At 43.7% G+C, this 16,637-nt stretch carries 11 protein-coding genes; 2 read left to right on the top strand and 9 right to left on the bottom strand.

Features of this window, described 5'->3' with window-relative positions; translation table 11 throughout:
- Positions 1 to 3: 3 nt before the first annotated feature.
- The 6 genes from MR764_RS14195 to MR764_RS14170 all read right to left on the bottom strand — a co-directional run bounded on the left by MR764_RS14195 (position 4) and on the right by MR764_RS14170 (position 8,729).
- Positions 4 to 870: an SRPBCC family protein gene (locus MR764_RS14195; RefSeq protein WP_247980096.1), complete on the bottom strand. Its 867-nt coding sequence runs from the start codon at positions 868 to 870 to the stop codon at positions 4 to 6.
- A 194-nt stretch (positions 871 to 1,064) separates the two neighbouring features.
- Entirely contained in the window at positions 1,065 to 2,378 is a 1,314-nt protein-coding gene (locus MR764_RS14190) for a Gfo/Idh/MocA family oxidoreductase (protein ID WP_247980095.1), read from the bottom strand.
- A 174-nt stretch (positions 2,379 to 2,552) separates the two neighbouring features.
- Positions 2,553 to 3,485 carry a PmoA family protein gene (locus MR764_RS14185; RefSeq protein WP_247980094.1) on the bottom strand — a complete coding sequence of 311 codons (933 nt, stop codon included), beginning with the start codon at positions 3,483 to 3,485 and terminating at the stop codon, positions 2,553 to 2,555.
- Positions 3,478 to 4,416 (bottom strand): FAD:protein FMN transferase, encoded by a 939-nt coding sequence (locus MR764_RS14180; protein ID WP_247980093.1) that lies wholly within the window; start codon positions 4,414 to 4,416, stop codon positions 3,478 to 3,480. The genes MR764_RS14185 and MR764_RS14180 overlap by 8 nt, the downstream gene beginning before the upstream one ends.
- 139 nt (positions 4,417 to 4,555) lie before the next feature.
- Positions 4,556 to 5,899, bottom strand: coding sequence for a Gfo/Idh/MocA family oxidoreductase (locus tag MR764_RS14175; RefSeq protein ID WP_247980092.1), 1,344 nt, complete (start codon positions 5,897 to 5,899; stop codon positions 4,556 to 4,558).
- A gap of 103 nt (positions 5,900 to 6,002) precedes the next feature.
- Entirely contained in the window at positions 6,003 to 8,729 is a 2,727-nt protein-coding gene (locus tag MR764_RS14170; RefSeq protein ID WP_247980091.1) for a glycoside hydrolase family 78 protein, read from the bottom strand.
- A gap of 381 nt (positions 8,730 to 9,110) precedes the next feature.
- Between MR764_RS14170 and MR764_RS14165 the strand changes: the two genes are divergently transcribed.
- The gene (locus MR764_RS14165) at positions 9,111 to 11,912 is read left to right on the top strand and encodes a GEVED domain-containing protein (protein WP_247980090.1); all 2,802 of its coding nucleotides are present in this window, start codon (positions 9,111 to 9,113) and stop codon (positions 11,910 to 11,912) included.
- 464 nt (positions 11,913 to 12,376) lie between these two features.
- Here MR764_RS14165 and MR764_RS14160 read toward each other — a convergent pair whose 3' ends face one another.
- Positions 12,377 to 13,585 (bottom strand): serine hydrolase domain-containing protein, encoded by a 1,209-nt coding sequence (locus MR764_RS14160; RefSeq protein ID WP_247980089.1) that lies wholly within the window; start codon positions 13,583 to 13,585, stop codon positions 12,377 to 12,379.
- Between the two features lie 37 nt (positions 13,586 to 13,622).
- Positions 13,623 to 14,960: a BamA/TamA family outer membrane protein gene (locus tag MR764_RS14155; RefSeq protein ID WP_247980088.1), complete on the bottom strand. Its 1,338-nt coding sequence runs from the start codon at positions 14,958 to 14,960 to the stop codon at positions 13,623 to 13,625.
- Between the two features lie 258 nt (positions 14,961 to 15,218).
- On the opposite strand from MR764_RS14155, the gene MR764_RS14150 reads away from it, so the two are divergent.
- Positions 15,219 to 15,944 carry a hypothetical protein gene (locus tag MR764_RS14150; protein ID WP_247980087.1) on the top strand — a complete coding sequence of 242 codons (726 nt, stop codon included), beginning with the start codon at positions 15,219 to 15,221 and terminating at the stop codon, positions 15,942 to 15,944.
- A 51-nt stretch (positions 15,945 to 15,995) separates the two neighbouring features.
- Here MR764_RS14150 and MR764_RS14145 read toward each other — a convergent pair whose 3' ends face one another.
- Positions 15,996 to 16,595: a superoxide dismutase gene (locus MR764_RS14145; RefSeq protein ID WP_247980086.1), complete on the bottom strand. Its 600-nt coding sequence runs from the start codon at positions 16,593 to 16,595 to the stop codon at positions 15,996 to 15,998.
- Positions 16,596 to 16,637 lie beyond the last annotated feature (42 nt).

The following is a 16,637-nucleotide window of genomic DNA, read 5'->3' as shown; positions in this document are numbered from 1 at the left end:
TTATTATTGTTCGCAAATTGTTTTCAGGCTGTCTAATGCTTTGGGATAGGTTTCCGCAAAGTAACTTTTAAAAGCCGGAACAGAATCCAACTCTATCTTTAACAAGGTATCATCACCGTGTTTTTCAAAGGTGTAATTCTCATGAGCTCCCGCCCACTCGTCTATTTCAGGGCCATCTGTAATGTCTTTTCCATTCATGATCATTCCGAGGTGCAAAAGACTCACATAGCTGTTGGGAATGTTTTCTTCCACCAGGCTGATCATTCCCCCGGCATTTCCGTCCTTTTCCGTACCCATAAATCGTATTTCGCTGCCCTTTTCCCAGGTCCCCAGAAAACGGGAATTGGGATCAAATGCTTTTGTCCACTCGCTGTAAAGTTTTTCATCGAGCATGCATGCATACACTTTTTCGGGACTGGCTTGTATTAAAATCTCGAATTGCAGTCGCTCAAATTTGCCCGACGCTTCCACATATTTTTTGAAATTGTTAAGAATGGCCTGCCAACCGCCTTTTTGCAGTTCAACCGGGTTCTGATCTTCTGCTTCAAAGGTTTCGGTTACGCGGGTTTGAGTGCCTTCCTGTGTAAAAACTATTTTTACTTTCCGGCCATCTTCTATCGCATACTCAATTAACTGGTGAGGAGAAACAGTTTGGTATTCTCCGTTAAAATCAAAGCCAAAACTTCCGTCCTTTGCTTCCATGCGCCAAACAAACTTACCTCCTGGCTGGGCATCATTCTTTGCCCAGGGGCAATGCCAGTCGTCGGATGCAAAGTTCCAGTTAACAATGTGTTCAGATCGTGTCCAAAAATCCCATACTTTTTCAACCGGCGCCTGAACGAGAGCTTCAACCGTAACTCGTGTTTTCATTTTTCTTCTGTATTAATTTAAAACCGAAAGCAATTTGCGACAAATTAGTATTTTAATATTTATCGTGAAAGAAATTCGATGTGAGTTTTGTATTTCATCCACCGAATAAAAAGAAAATCCCTCTTTTTCAGCAAGTGCCAAAAAAGAGGGATCTACGATAATTTAGTATAAGATCAGTCCTTAAACTTCCAGGGCTAGACTTTTGGTAAGGGCCATTCGGGGTTGTAATTCAGTTTTACCAGTTGATTGGCAGCATCTTCTTTGAACGATTTAGTAGCATCGTCCCAGTGAATACGCTGACCAACGCGATAAGCAATGTTCCCCATTTCGGATACGATGGCTGTTTTTGCCCCTACTTCCACCGGCGCATTCAGGGGGTCGCCTTTACGAATGGCTGCCAGGAAATTCTCGACGTGCTGATCCAGTCCGTCGCCATAATGCTGCTGCGTGCGCCCTTCAAAAAACGGACCTTTGAGTTGATTGCTTTGGTCAGGGATTAGTTCATACCCATTGCGGCTCACCACCAGTGTACCTTTTTGCCCGATATAAGCCACACCGTGTCCGCGTTGATACGGACCAATTCCGGGATTTAACCCACATTCCCAGATCAGCGTATGATCGGGGTAGGCATAAATCGCCTGCTGAATATCGGGTGTTTCAATGGCTTCCTTTTCGTGGTAAAAAATTCCTCCACCGGGAGAAATGGAAGTTGGCATATCTGCTTTCATCGCATACAAGGCAAAGTCAAGCAGGTGAACGCCCCAGTCGGTCATAGCGCCACCGGCATAATCCCACCACCAACGGAAATTGTAATGAAAGCGGTTCATATTAAACGGCCGCTTGGGCGCCGGACCGAGCCACATATCGTAGTCGACATATTCGGGCGCTTCCGAATCAGCCATGTAAGGATACGGCTCGTCGTAGCCTTTGTAGATCCAGGCTTTTACCAGGTGTACATTGCCCAATTCGCCCGACTGCACAATTTCGGAGGCTTCAAACCAGTGCTTCGAACTCCGCTGCCACATCCCCACCTGAACTTTCATGTCGGGATATTTTGCCTGAGCTGCTACCATGGCATTGCACTCTTCGATGCTGTGTCCCATCGGTTTTTCGACGTACACATGCTTCCCGGCCTGAACGGCCTGCATCATCATATTGGCATGCCAGTGATCGGGCGTACCAATGATCACCACATCCACTTCCGGTTTTTCGAGCACCTGCCGGAAATCCCTGTATACTTCCGGACGTTTCGAGGTCATTTTCTCCACCTCTGCCGCCTTGCTTTCCAACACTTTCTCGTCCACATCACACAGGGCCACACACTCTACGTTATTCTCCTTGCGTAAAAAACTCTTTAGATCGCTGAAACCCATCGAGCGGCAACCAATCAATGCAACATTTATTTTTTCTGCCGGCGAAGCACAGGCATTCAAAACAGCCGGGGCAACACTTACTGCCGCTGCTGCAATGGCCGAATTCCGGATAAATTCTCTTCTGTTAGAACTCATGATTATTATTTTTCTGATTCCGGCAAGCTCTCCGTAACATATCTGTATGGATGAACAATCACCGTTATAAGGTTTATTGGATATTAGCTTTAAAAATAAGATTTATCTGAAAAATTGGAGCATTTCAACATCCCAAATCTGGTTGAATAACATTTTATTCACCACGGGAATCAACTAAAACGGATCATCTCCGATTATCTTCTCCATTTTATTATTATTCATTTTGCCACTGTACACCAGAAGCGAGTATTTCAGTACAAGCGGTTCGGTAGTGGAACCGATGACCGGTTCGCGACCCGGCCAAACTACATTTTGCATACTGTTTTTAGCACGAAGAATCCAGTCTTGCGGATACCCGGGATTTTGAGGATGATCCACGATCACCACCCCGCTTTCTTTTGCTCCGTTATCAAACGTTCCTGAAACCTGCACATAGCCGCTTGATTTCACAGCAGTATTCTCCGGCTCAATTTTCCCGTCGGGGCCGGAGAAGGTAACATCGTCGGGTAAATCGAGACGGACCGAAAATCCACCATAGGCCTTTTCGTCTTCTGATCCACCCAGTTTCAGCCCTTCTTCAAGCGCCAGCAATTGTATTTCAAAGTCTATCTTTCGCACATCCCGCGAGGTTGGGTGAACAGTTATGGTCGTTTTTTCATTCAGATAGGGTACTTTTTTCCCCTCCTTTTTCCATTTGCCGGAGGTCCAGTCCACCTCCGTTTTTATCACGGCCAATCCTGAGGGATTTTTTTTAAATTCAATTTCGGTAACGGTTTGATCAAAATCTTTGATCTCCCAGCCGTCGCTAACTCTTTTATCACCGATCCACACCTGATGCCAGGCCCAAAATATTCCGCGATGATGCAAATGGTCGGAAGGAAAATCTTCGGTTAGCACTTCCCCATTCAAACCGTACAGGGGGTGAATGTAATTGCAACGCCGGTATTGTCCGTTCAGGTCTTTGGGGTGGATATGATAGAGAAAAACCTCTTTCTTATTTTCGGTGATCAGTATTCCTTCATCGGTCTTTTTCATCGAAAGCTGAGCAAAAGCGCCCGTTGCCCACAACAAAAAAGATGCGGTAAAAAACAGAAACGTTTTATTCATCTTCTTCCTCTCGGTTTAGTATCGTTAGTTTGGTTCGAATATCATCGTCCAGGTATTCTGCCTCAAATATCTCGATATCCTGCAATTGTTCGGCGAGAATGGATTTATCATTTTCAGGAAGAATCAGCCATACCCGTGCCAGAAAAGCGCCCATGGTGGCAGCACCGGTTTTTACCGAAACGGTTTTAATGCCTTCAACGGGTTCTCCGTTTTCAGGACTTACCACCACTCGTGGCTGCAAGCCTGCCGCCTCCTCGCTCAGAAAATAAGTTCCGTCGGTAATGCAGGCAGTGTCTTTCATCTCAAAAAATTGCAAAAATTCATGGGTATCCTGCATATTCCGTATGCCGATAGGCCAGGCCTCTCCCGCCGGATGATGCCCCAGCGCCAGTACCGCTCTTTCCTCGAAATTTACGATGGCATTTTCCACAGCTTCATCCCTCAACAGCAATTTGAGCAGATCCAATGCATAAGCCAGTTCGATCGTTGAAAAATCGAACTGCATGCCTTCTTCCATAAATCGAAAACGCAGATGTTCAGGATCCAGCTCCACCTTGTCAAAACCACATTGTTGCATGCGGGCCTGCAGCTCTTTCGGCGATGTGGCATCAGTAATGCTCCACCATTCTGTAAGCGGCCCCATCGTGATGTCGTAAGCGCCATTGCTCATTTCATAGAAATCGGAGCACAATAACAATACATCAAAAAAATCGGGTGAGCATTTGATCCATTTCCCTTTGGGTGAATGATCTGTTTTCAACACAAAGGAAGAAGGATTGGATCGGCTGATTTCGAGTTCAAGCCTTGCCAGCTCGTCTTTCAGCATTTCGATAATTCTTCCGGCTCTTTCATCGTCAACACCAACAAGCACGATATCGGTGTTTAATCCGAACATAACAAAAGTTTCGCTATGGATAGTAGGCTCCGACATGAGTATAGTTTTACTGGTTTATTACATTCACGGGTAAAATTAAGAATCTCTCTGACAAAAACTATCAAAATACAACGAACAAAAAAGAAAGGACCTTCCGAAGAAGATCCTTTCCTTACACTATATTCTGAAAGTATGATTACAACTTGGGCGCCCAGGCCGGATCGTATTCCCTGCCCCAAAGCTTCATCGCCTCGCGGTCATACATTAAGCCGGTTTTGCTGCAAATATCAAACCCATGACCGATGCGGTAAGCTGCATTGGCATGATGCACCATGGCCTGACTGACTGTTGCATCGCCAATAGGTGCATGAAGCGTTTGATTTCCCCTGATTCCTTCCAGCCAGTTTACAACGTGATCGGTTGAAGTGTCGCCTCCACCTCCAAGCGCAGTTCCTACTTCACTGGACGAACCTCTTGATTCGCGAATCACCTTTCCTGCACGATCATAGAGAATATATTTACCACGATCCACAAAAACGGTTCCTTCGCTGCCATAAATAATGGTTCCGCGGTCACCTAGTCCGTAGGTATTCTGCCCCGAACGGCTTCGTCCATCCCAGTTGATTACTTTGTCGTTATCAAACCTGAAAGTAGCATACATCGAATCGTACATTTCCCAGCCATCTTCGAAGAAGTGACGTTTGCCGGCTTCCACAAAAACATTGTTCGGGTACTCTACCTGCAACGCCCAACGCGCCACATCCAGCTCGTGTGTAGCATTGTTTCCAAGCTCACCGGTTCCGTAGTTCCAACCGTACCAGTGCCAGTTGTAATCCCAGGTTTCCGAAGTATAGTCGCGGTGAATAGCTGGTCCCTGCCAGATTTCCCAATCCAGTCCGGCGGGCACCGGCGCTTTTTTTTGCACGGGCACTTCGCCTCTCGAATTCAGGTAAAAAGCAACAGCGCGATAAGGTACACCAATCACTCCATTATGAATTTCCTTAATAATCTCGATGGTATGCCCCGACGAACGCTGCTGATTACCCATCTGAACCACCTTGTTGTATTTTTTAGAAGCTGCAACGATCATTTCGTTTTCGTTCATGTTGTGGCTGCAAGGTTTTTCAACATAAACATGCTTGCCGGCCTGCATCGCCATAATCGATCCGGGAGTATGCCAGTGGTCGGGCGTGGCATTAATGATCGCATCGACTTTCGAATCTTCCAGAATTTTTCTGAAATCGTTTTCCTGTTTTGGTTTGTAATCGAGCACTTTTGCAAAGCGTGCTGCCGCGCTGGTACGCTGATGTTCCATTACATCGCACAAATACAGCAATTCAACATTGCTTTCTTTACGTGCAATGGGCTGAGGATATGCACCCAACCGGCGTCCCAATCCGAGGATGGCAAGATTAAGGCGGTCGTTGGCCCCTATTACCCGACTATAACTTTTGGCCGACATTCCCACAGCGCTACCTCCAATTGCAACTCCTGCTGCGCCTACCGACATTCTTTTTAAAAACTCTCTTCTGTCAGACATTTGTTTTAATTTTTTTCCTGATCGCAATCCTTTTCATCTGGAAAAATCAACTACTAATAATTAGCGATCAGTACCATTATAATTTAGATTTATTTGATTGTTTCTATTTCTTCACCGGATAATCAAAGTGATATTTCCCCGAACCAAGTTCAATCACTACATCGTTTCCTGCCTGCCTGGCTTCCATTTTCGGATCGTTAATTTGTGCATTAACAGCTTCCACTCCGGCACCTGGTAATATAACCGTTGCACTGGTATTGGCCGGAATTTCCACGTCGTATACCAAATTTCCGTTTTCCAGTGCCCATTTTGACGCTATGGTTCCGTGAACCGATTCAAAAGTTGCATTCACATGGGTGAGTTCACCACCGGGATGCGGAGCCAGCACAAAGTGTTTGTAGCCCGGATGATTTTCGTCGATGCTAATACCGGCCACGCGGCTGTACAGCCATTCACCAATCGCACCATAGGCATAGTGGTTAAAACTGTTCATTCCAACATCCTGGAAGGTACCGTCGGTTTTTTGTCCGTCCCAACGTTCCCAGATCGTAGTCGCACCCTGAGTAACCGGATACAGCCACGACGGATATTCTTTCCGGTTCAGCAACATAAAGCCCAAATCATCACGACCAATCGAAGACAAGGTTTGACACAACAGTGGTGTTCCAAGGAATCCGGTGGTCAGGTGTTTAAATTTGCTCACATCATCAGCCAGATAACGGGCCGCATTTTCAATATTGTTATCCGGAATCAAACCAAACGACAAAGCCAGTACATAGGCAGTTTGCGTGTGAGAAACCAATCTACCGTTAGGTGTCACAAATTCCTTTACAAAAGCATCCTTAATATTTGCGGCCAGCTGCTGGTATTTTTTCTGATCATCGCTTTTACCCAGGATTCCTGCAATTTTGGACGTCAGCGTAGTCGTATAATAAAAATACGCGGTTGCGATCAGATCTTTTTCGGTAGTAGCACCCGGATAATCGGACCGGGTAGTGGCAAATGCCAGCCAGTCGCCATAGTGAGGATCGCCGGTCCACAGATAATCATCGCCGGCGCGATTCTGCATGTAGCCTACCCACTTGGTAATCGCCGGGTAGCTTTGGTCGAGGATGCGGGTATCTCCATAAATTTTGTATACGGTCCACGGAATTACGGCTACCACATCGGCCCAACCTGTAGCACCGCCGCCACCACGAAGAACATCGGGGATCACATGAGGAACCTTACCGTTATCGAGCTGGTCCTTTTCCACGTCCTTCATCCACTTGGTATAAAAAGCAGCTACATTAAAATTGTAACCGGCTGTCATACTGAAAACCTGCGCATCGCCGGTCCACCCCAGGCGTTCGTCACGTTGCGGGCAGTCGGTCGGAACATCCAGGAAATTCCCTTTTTGTCCCCACTGAATATTGTGCTGCAATTGGTTGATCAGCTCGTTGTTGCATTCAAAACTTCCGGTGGCCGGCATATCCGAATGAATCACCAAGCCTGTTATATCTTCCAAAGCGGGATCTTCTTTCACTCCGGAAACTTTCACAAAACGGTAACCGTGAAAGGTAAAAATGGGTTCGAAAACCACTTCCCCGTCTTTCGCAAAAATATAAGTGTCAGTACATTTGGCTGAACGCAAATTGGCGGTATAAAAGTTTCCTTCTTTGTCCAATACTTCAGCATATTGTATTACTGCTTTATCGCCTTTGTTACCTTTTAGTTTGATTCGGATACCACCCACCATGTTTTGGCCCATATCGTACACCAGTTCTCCGGCAGGCGTATTTATCTTTTTAATTGCCTGAAGGGTTTCCACCACCCTTACCGGAACACCCTCGGAAGCAACCAGAATATCTTTTGGAAGTGTAAGCACTGAAGCCTGCTTCCACGATGAATCGTCAAAACCACTTGATTTCCATCCGGGCATTTCCAGATTGGCATCATAGGTTTCCCCGTTGTAAATATCGGATTCAAGAATGGCGCCGTTTGTCACCTTCCAGCTGTTGTCGGTTGAAACGAAATCGCTACTTCCATCGGTATAATCAATTTTCATCATCACCAGCAGTGAAAGTTTGTCGCCGTAATAGCTTCGTTGTTTGCCCCAGCCGATGTATCCGCGGTACCATCCATCACCCAAAAGTGCACCAATGGAATTGCTTTTTCCGATCTTGTCGGTTACGTCGTAGCTTTGATATTGCAACCTTTTATTGTAGCTGGTCCATCCCGGAGTAAAAACCTCGTCGCCCACTTTTTGTCCATTCAGGTAAAGCTCGTACAATCCGTGCGAAGTGGCATAAATACGGGCCGCTTTTACTTTCTTCGACACCGCGAACTCTTTCCGGTAATAATGTGCAGGCAACGACTTGTTGTTCTCGGGTTCGTTGGGTAAAGTAATCCACTCTGCCTGCCATTCCGAAGGCTGAAGAATACCCATTTCCCAAAATGCCGGGGCGCTCCAGGCACTTGCTTTTCCGTTTTGATCCCAAACGCGAACTTTCCAGTACACGCGCTGCATGGAAGAAAGAGCCGGGCCTTCGTAGGCAATGTTCACCGATTTATCGGAATTCACCTTCCCCGAAGTCCAAATCAGCTTACCGGAGCTGTTTAATGCGCTTTCCGAAGCAGCTACCCTAATTTCATAGGCCGACTGCATTACATTACGCTCGTCTGATTGCAACTGCCAGCTTACACGCGGCTGAGCAATGTCTATTCCGATGGGATTTTGCTTGTATTCGCAGGTGGGTTTAACCACCGTTGTTTTTGCTGAAAGCAGTAGTGAAAAACACCCCAGAAAAAGAATTAAAAAATTCTTTAGAATGAAAAATTTTTGAGTCATACTATTAGTTTTTTGGTTCAGATTATTTCGAATGCTAAATATATCTTTAATCGCTTGGACAGCCAACAAATAACAATCATATTTTTTATGATTTGACGGAAAAACTCACACTAAACCCGATCCGCTGCCCAGAAATTATGTTATCCTCCATTTCCCTCTCCTTCCCGAGAGTGAAAACGTGTTTTACTTTTTAAATAAGCTGAAACCAGTATTTAATGGAACAAGATCGAAAGTGCGAGTATAGCAGCCAAATTATATATTGTTAATATAATTCTATCTCAATTATGTTATATTAATTTCAAAATGGGACAGCATATTCTTTCTTTTCCAGACATTTACTGATATCTTCGACGCTCAAACAAAAACCCAAAAGAGACAATAATGAAAACGAGGCTTCTGTTAACCTTCGCATTTCTGATTTTTGGAATCAGTTTCTCATTTTCACAGGAATCAGGCACCATCGAAATGCAGTGCCCTTCTTCTGTTTATATCAGTGAATGTGGCATCGATCTACCGCCCCTGATCACATCGTATAGCGACTTCATCAATTCCGGTGGTAGTATTTATTCCGATTGCGGCATTGTAGAAGAAAGCTTTTTAGTCGAAATTCAGGACAGCTTCTACATGGACGATCCTGATATGGTGGTTTATCTTCAGGTTTTTTCCATTTCAGACAGTTGTGGAAATATTGCCAATTGTTCTTTCGACATGATGAAACCAATGGTTTACAGGGTACCTGAAGATATTTTCAGAGGCGACAGATGTGGTAACTCTGAATCAGTAATGGAGTTAACAGGTTTACCCTTAAGTTATACTCCATCTTATATTCCGATCGATTTGTTTATCACCATTGGCGGAGATACGGGAATTGTTTGTGATCCTTTCTTTTATGAGCAGACGATCATTGAATATTACGACCAGGATTTAAGCTCGGAACAAACATGCCCGAAAAAATACCTGAGATCGTTTCACATGTTCAACTTCGATAATACGTATGATAGAACATTTACACAAAACATTGAACTCAACGACAGCTACAAACCCGTTGTAACAGATGCCTCAGCAAGTGTAGTTTACAACGAAAATGATGTTCTGCTTTTCGAAACCTTTGACGAATTTGTGAATGCCGGAGGAAGTGCCACTGATAATTGTGGCATCAATGCCGAAAGATTCAACTACGTGGGTACCCACACTGAAGGAGTTTGCCTGAAAGTCAGAACCCGTACTTATGCGGTGTTCGACTGGTGTGGAAATATAACGCTGGCTCATCATGTTACAACCATCCTGGATACCGTTCCTCCATTATTTTATAATTCAAACGATTACACAGTTGAGTGCAGTTCGGAAGTCAAACCTGCGGCGTCCAGCCTTGAAGAGTTGGCTCTGGATCATGTTGGAGTTCTGGGACCGGTTTTGGATTCAACTTTCCGATTGGTGGAAGAAACAAAAGAAGGTACCTGTCCGCAAATTATCACCCGAATTTATGAAGTCTCTGATCTTTGCGGAAACATTGGTACTCATCGACAAACCATTATGGTTAACGACGATGAACCTCCCGTTTTCTTAACACCACCACAAGCAATCCCGGATATTGAATTCGGAAGTAGCTTTCCTGTTTTCGAGACACTGGAATACACTGATAATTGCGGCATACCTGAATTAACGACCTCTGTTTTGCCTTACACTGAAGATGAAAAGGGCTATGAAGTAAGCTATCAATGGGTTTTAACCGACTCTTGCGGGAATACTGTTGAAACTTCCACCAGCTTCAACGTTCTTCCCAAACCGGTGACGTACTGTGAATCATATGCCAATCCGGTCAACGGATGGATTAAATCAGTAACAATCGGGAACCAGACCAACGCTTCTGACCAAGATGGATATAAAGACTTTTCGGATTCTTTCGAGTTTCAGGTCGAAGCCGGCTCCGTGAACTCAATTATTTTAACGCCGGGTTTTGCAGGTAAAGCAACTTTTGTATACTGGAGAGTTTGGATAGATTTAAACAACGATGGTGAATTTAACGAAGACGAGTTGATGTTATCGGCCGACAGAAAAAGATCTGCAGTTAGCGGATCGATAACAATACCTTCGGGACTTACCACTGAAACAAGGATGCGAATATCAATGAATGAAAGCGGTAATCTCACTGCCTGTGGCTCGGTTGGAAACGGCGAAGTGGAAGATTATAAACTCATCATTTCCAACGCTGAACCGCAACCACCTGTTGCATTGTTTACCAGCGATAAAACTGAAATTAATGAGGGAGAAAGTATTCTGTTTTCTGATCAATCAAAGAATAGTCCCATAAACCGCTACTGGATTTTTGAAGGCGGAGAGCCTGCATCCAGCACCGAGCCAAATCCATTAATTACATATAACGCTGCAGGAACTTATGACGTGTACTTAAAAGTTAACAACGATTCCGGGGCTGATTCTCTGCTGCAGTCAAAATTTATAACCGTAAATGTTGCTCCACTAACAAATGTGTATTGTTCCTCGGGTAGCCTGTCCGCTGATCTGGAATGGATTTCATCGGTTGCTTTTGGAGCCATCAATAATAATTCCGGCTCATCAAATTATTCCGATTTCACAGCGATAGAAAGCACTTTAGCCATTGGCAGTACAGAGACGATCTATCTGACACCGACTTTCAAAAATAAAAGTCAACGGGAATACTGGAAAGTATGGATCGATTTTAACAACGACCAGGATTTTGATGATGCCCGAGAAGAAGTTTTATCTGCGGATAATTTAAAAACCGGTTTTTCAGGAAACATCACAATTCCTGATGATGCGGTAATTGGTCTCACCCGGATGCGCGTTGCTATGAAAGCCAATTCTTCTCCTTCTGCATGCGAAACATTCGACCGTGGAGAAGTGGAAGATTATAGCATTTCAATTGTATCCAACAAAAGCGGATTAATTGGTGAAAATAGCCCGAAAAACAAAAATGAGTGGATGATTTATCCCAATCCGGCTCATTCTTTATTGATCCTCCAGCGACAAATTCAAGCTCCTTGCGAAGTATCAATTTATCAATCGAACGGTGTTATGATCATGAAAAAAGAATACATCGCCAATCCAATACAAATGGATGTTAGCAATCTTTCGAATGGCATCTATGTTATTGAAATAAAAACAGCGAAAGAAAAGATTCGAAGAAAGGTGATAAAACGCTGATTCTTTTATAGTAAAAAAAACATGAGGAGTGCCGCTTCCGGCACTCCTTTTTTACAGAATTTAAAAATAACCCAAAGGCCAATTAAATTGCCGTTTACAATCCCTTATTTCAAAGGAATCAACCACATTATTGAAATTAATTGGACCCAATTGTTGTAAAAAGAACTGTTGTAATAATGAAACTTTGCGTCTCAGAAACAAAAATAATTGCCCTTAGGTATTTTACATAAGTTCAACAACTGAAACAAAAGACCAATTGACTGAATTTGAAGTTCAAGTATTCCGAGCAAAAACATCAAAATACCTTATTTTCTTTTTGGAGGACATTCATGCAAATCAGAAGTCGCAAGCATACATCTTTCGGTAAACAACTGAAAGACAACGCCTACGACTTCAAATCAATGCTATATTCTATTCAATAAGAGAATTTCAGGAAATAATAAAATGGGGTTAACTGAATTCAACTATTTTTCGATCGCATTTTCAACATCGTCAACAAACTGAGTGGCATAGCTGATATCGAACGGCATAAGTTGCGTTAATGCCAGGATAACCATTTTATTTTCGGGATCGGCTACAAAGTGCGTTGAAGCGGCACCGCTCCAACCGTACCTGCCCGTTTTTGAATCAACTGAACCGCCAAGTCCGTACTGGCCGCCATTGTTATAGTCAACTCCTTCAGGTAACTGGTTCGACATGATCATCTTCACCGTTGATTCCTGCAAAACTCTGACTCCATCCAGTTCTCCGCCATTAATCAACATGCGCCCAAACCTTGAATAATCGTCAATGGTTGAAACACCGCCACCGCCACCGGAAAACAGCACCGGTTTTCTTTTGAAATTATCATCCGGGTTATCGGAACCTTTTAGTTCTCCGTTTTCACCTTTATTGTAAAGCACCGCAAACCGTGACTGTTTACTTTCAGGAACATAAAAACCTGAGTCATCCATTTTAAGCGGGTCAAAAATCCGTGTTTTAAAGAACTCATCCAATGGCATTCCCGACAAAACTTCGCAGATATAACCTGCAACGTCGATGGAAACGCCGTATTCCCAGGTTGTTCCCGGCTGGTATTTTAATGGAATTCCGGCCAGAATTCTTACTTTCTCACCGAGTGTAGCATCCCAGCCACTCGCCCCGGTTGCCCGGTACAGCGAATCGACATATGCTTTCTGATCCCAACCGTATGTTAAACCCGAAGTATGCGTCAACAAGTGACGGATGGTCATTTTATTGACCTGCGATTCCAGCTCTTTGGTTTCCGGATTGTAAACCGGTGTATTTTCAAACTCGGGAATAAATTTCGAGACTTCGTCATCCAGCTCAAATTTTCCTTCGTCGTACAAGGTCATTAGAGCAACTGCCGTTATTGGCTTTGTCATCGAATATATTCTGAATATCGTGTTGTCCTCTATTGGTTTCTGATTTTCAATATCGGCCAATCCGAAATTTCTTTTTAATACGGTTTGATTGTCTTTAACTACCATTGCAGAAATACCCGCGAGTTTACCTTCGTCGATATATCCTTGTAATTTTCCGCAGGCTATTTCCAGCGAATCTTTTGAAATTCCGGGATTTTCGGAACCAGCTTGCCGATTTTGGGTGTTACAGGAAAACAATAAAAATCCACTAATGCATATCGCACCAAAAAAATAAGATATCTTTTTCATCGTTTGTTTTTAATTAAGTTTCAGATCGTTCAGTTAACTAAAATAAATAATTTAATCCGATATAAAGACCGGAATCACCATCGCGTTCGTTGGCGGCCATTCCGTAATCGCAGCGGATAATAAAGTTTTCATTCATTACCACCCGTAACCCGGCGCCATACGAATAGTGCATTTTTTCTGCGTCGTTGTCAAAATAGTTCCCCGGTAATTCATTGTTGATTTCGTCATTAATCAATCCGCCCGCATTAACGTCAATCTTTTTTGTTACCTGGCCAAAATCCAAAAATCCATTCAGGCCCAAATAAAAATTATTGTTGATAAACCGGAAACGGGCAAATTTCCAGCGGGCTTCAATATTCCCCAGGAAAACGCCGTCGCCAACCACCCGGTTACGTAAAACACCACGTAACGACGAGGCGCCACCAAGTCCTTCCGAGGTTGCCCCCTTTAGTACCGAAGTAATCAGTTGGGTTTGATAATAGAACGGCACATTTCCGCCCAGCGTTGTTTGATAATCGAGGCGGTACGCAAAAGATAAATCGTTGGGGATAATCGTAAAATACTGACGGTGAATCAGGCTTAATTTTGTAAAACTCTGCTCGCCACCTAAAAATTCGGGAGAACCAAGAATCACGGCCTCCGTCCAGATACCTTTCATTGGATTCGGTTTGTTATCGCGGCTGTCGTAGACCAATCCCGCTTTTACGGTCGGTACAAACCCTCCGTTAGCCTCTTCCGAAGAAATAATTCCCCATTCCTGGTATTTCTCGTACAAACCCGGTTCTTCGCTGTGTGAAGGCAGTTTATCGTCGCCATCTTTTCCTTTGTTCAGTTTATCGATATCGACAAGGCCCAGTTTAAAATTCAACAGGTTAAAGCCACTCACCCATTTTAGTTTGTCTCCTGAAAGATTTCCAACCAGGTCGACTTTAAACCGAAACAATTTCCGGTCGTATTTATAAAACATGCGAGTGCGGTAATCCGTCGTTTCATCATCAAACCAATCCATATTTACCACCGCATCGTAACCGTTAAACCCGTAAAAATCATAAGCGCGGTCCGACAAATAGCTGATATCAAGCGAAGTTTGCAGTCCTTTTATCAACTGATCCGAATCGTAATACAGGCGATTAATGCCACTTCCTTTGGTATAGCGCGAAACTTCGAGGTACAACGAGTGATCGTACTTCGGATAACGACTGCCATCGCCGTAATGAAAGAGATTGATCAATCCACCGTATTGAAATCCCAGGTCTGAGTCGAAAGTGATGGTAGGCAGTGCCCCAAAGTTCCAGCCTGTTTTCGTAAGTTCATCCTGAGAAAAAGCTCCGGAAAAGGCCAAAACAGAAATCAACAGGAAAAGTACTTTCTTCATCCGTTTGTTTTTTAGAAAAGTTTATCAAACGAACATAAAATTTTTTTAGCACATATATTACACCATCATCGAAAAATTTTCGCCGCTGACATTGCCAACCCATCCAACATTTCCAAATCGTCATTCATTTTATAAACAGGAAGAAAAACACCCACTGGCAAATCAAATGCTGGTTAACAATAAATCTTGTAGCACGCGTAACTTTCCCGCACCATTTAACGTTCTTCTGCTAAAGAATCAATACTAATCCTGCCTGTCATGAAAACAATACTGAACATCTGCGGTTCCATCTCGAAAACTGAAATGTTGAGCCCGCTAAAAAGCCATATCCTCGCCAATACCAGTGTTGTGGAAGCATCACTTCCGTATGCCCATTATTACGGACAACTGCCCCAGAAAAACGCTCAACCCAATTCCATCTTTTTATTGGTGAAAAAGTTCTATTTTCTGGAGGAGATCCTTAGTTTCTCTCAAAGTGTGGAAAAATGTCTGCTGGAACAAATTAACTTTGCTACAGCACTGCTCGAAGTCAACGGGAAACAGATTCCTGCAGTACGAATTAAGTTTTTCCCAGATTACAAGCAACTGGCAAACCTGCAGAGTTGTCTTCAAAACGAAGGCATGGTCTTTTTAAGCGACACAAACATTTCGGGGAAAGTCCACACCCGCATTCACAAGTTATTTACACTGGAAGAACCGAAGCCCGGGTTCTATTTCGACCAAACCGAAATGAACAAAGGATATTTTTTAACCGATTCCCGAATACCTGCCGACAAATTCGTAACAGTCCTGGATACCATTCGCAACAATAGTTCATGCAAACTATTCGATGCCGTTCAGGGAAAATTTATAATGAATGGAAAAGTGAAAGAAATTATTCGGGTTTTTGCCGAAGGAATCGACCTTGAATTGATGAAATGCATTCAGCAGCAATTCAACAAACTATTTGATGTAAAAAGAGAGAAAAAGCTTTATTCAGCTTGAGGGAAATAAAAACCCCGGAGCCTCTGCCCCGGGGAAAAAACCAAAAATCAACTAACCTTTAAACCGCCTGGCGACTTCATCCCAGTTGATGAGATTCCAGAATGCATTCACATAATCCGGACGTCTGTTTTGGTAGTTCAGGTAATATGCATGTTCCCATACATCAATCCCCAAAATTGGAGTTCCCTGAACTTCGGCCACATCCATCAATGGATTATCTTGATTGGGCGTAGACGAAACCACCAGTTTATTATTTTGAAGAACCAACCATGCCCAACCTGACCCAAAGCGAGTCAAAGCTGCCTTGGTGAAGGCTTCCTGAAATTTTTCAATCGATTCGAAGGACTCATTAATTGCATCAAGCAAAACGCCTTCCGGAGCAGGAGCACCACCGGGAGCAATAATATCCCAGTACAAATTGTGGTTGTAAAAACCTCCCCCGTTATTTCTTACTGCTGCCGACAAACCTGAAACTCCGGCAAGCAATTCTTCAACGCTTTTACCTTCCAGTTCGGTTCCTGCTACTGCAGCATTTAAGTTTGTTGTGTATCCAGCATGATGTTTATCATGGTGAATTTCCATTGTTCTGGCGTCGATATGAGGTTCCAACGCATCAAAACTGTATCCTAATTTTCCTAATTCAAATGCCATGTCGTATTTTCTTAAAAGATTAAAACATATTTAATTCTCGCT

Origin of the sequence: Maribellus sp. YY47 (assembly GCF_023111095.1) — a bacterium.
Classification (GTDB): domain Bacteria; phylum Bacteroidota; class Bacteroidia; order Bacteroidales; family Prolixibacteraceae; genus Draconibacterium.
The sequence above is the reverse complement of the archived record's forward strand: the minus strand, read 5'-3'. Positions and strand labels throughout refer to the sequence as shown.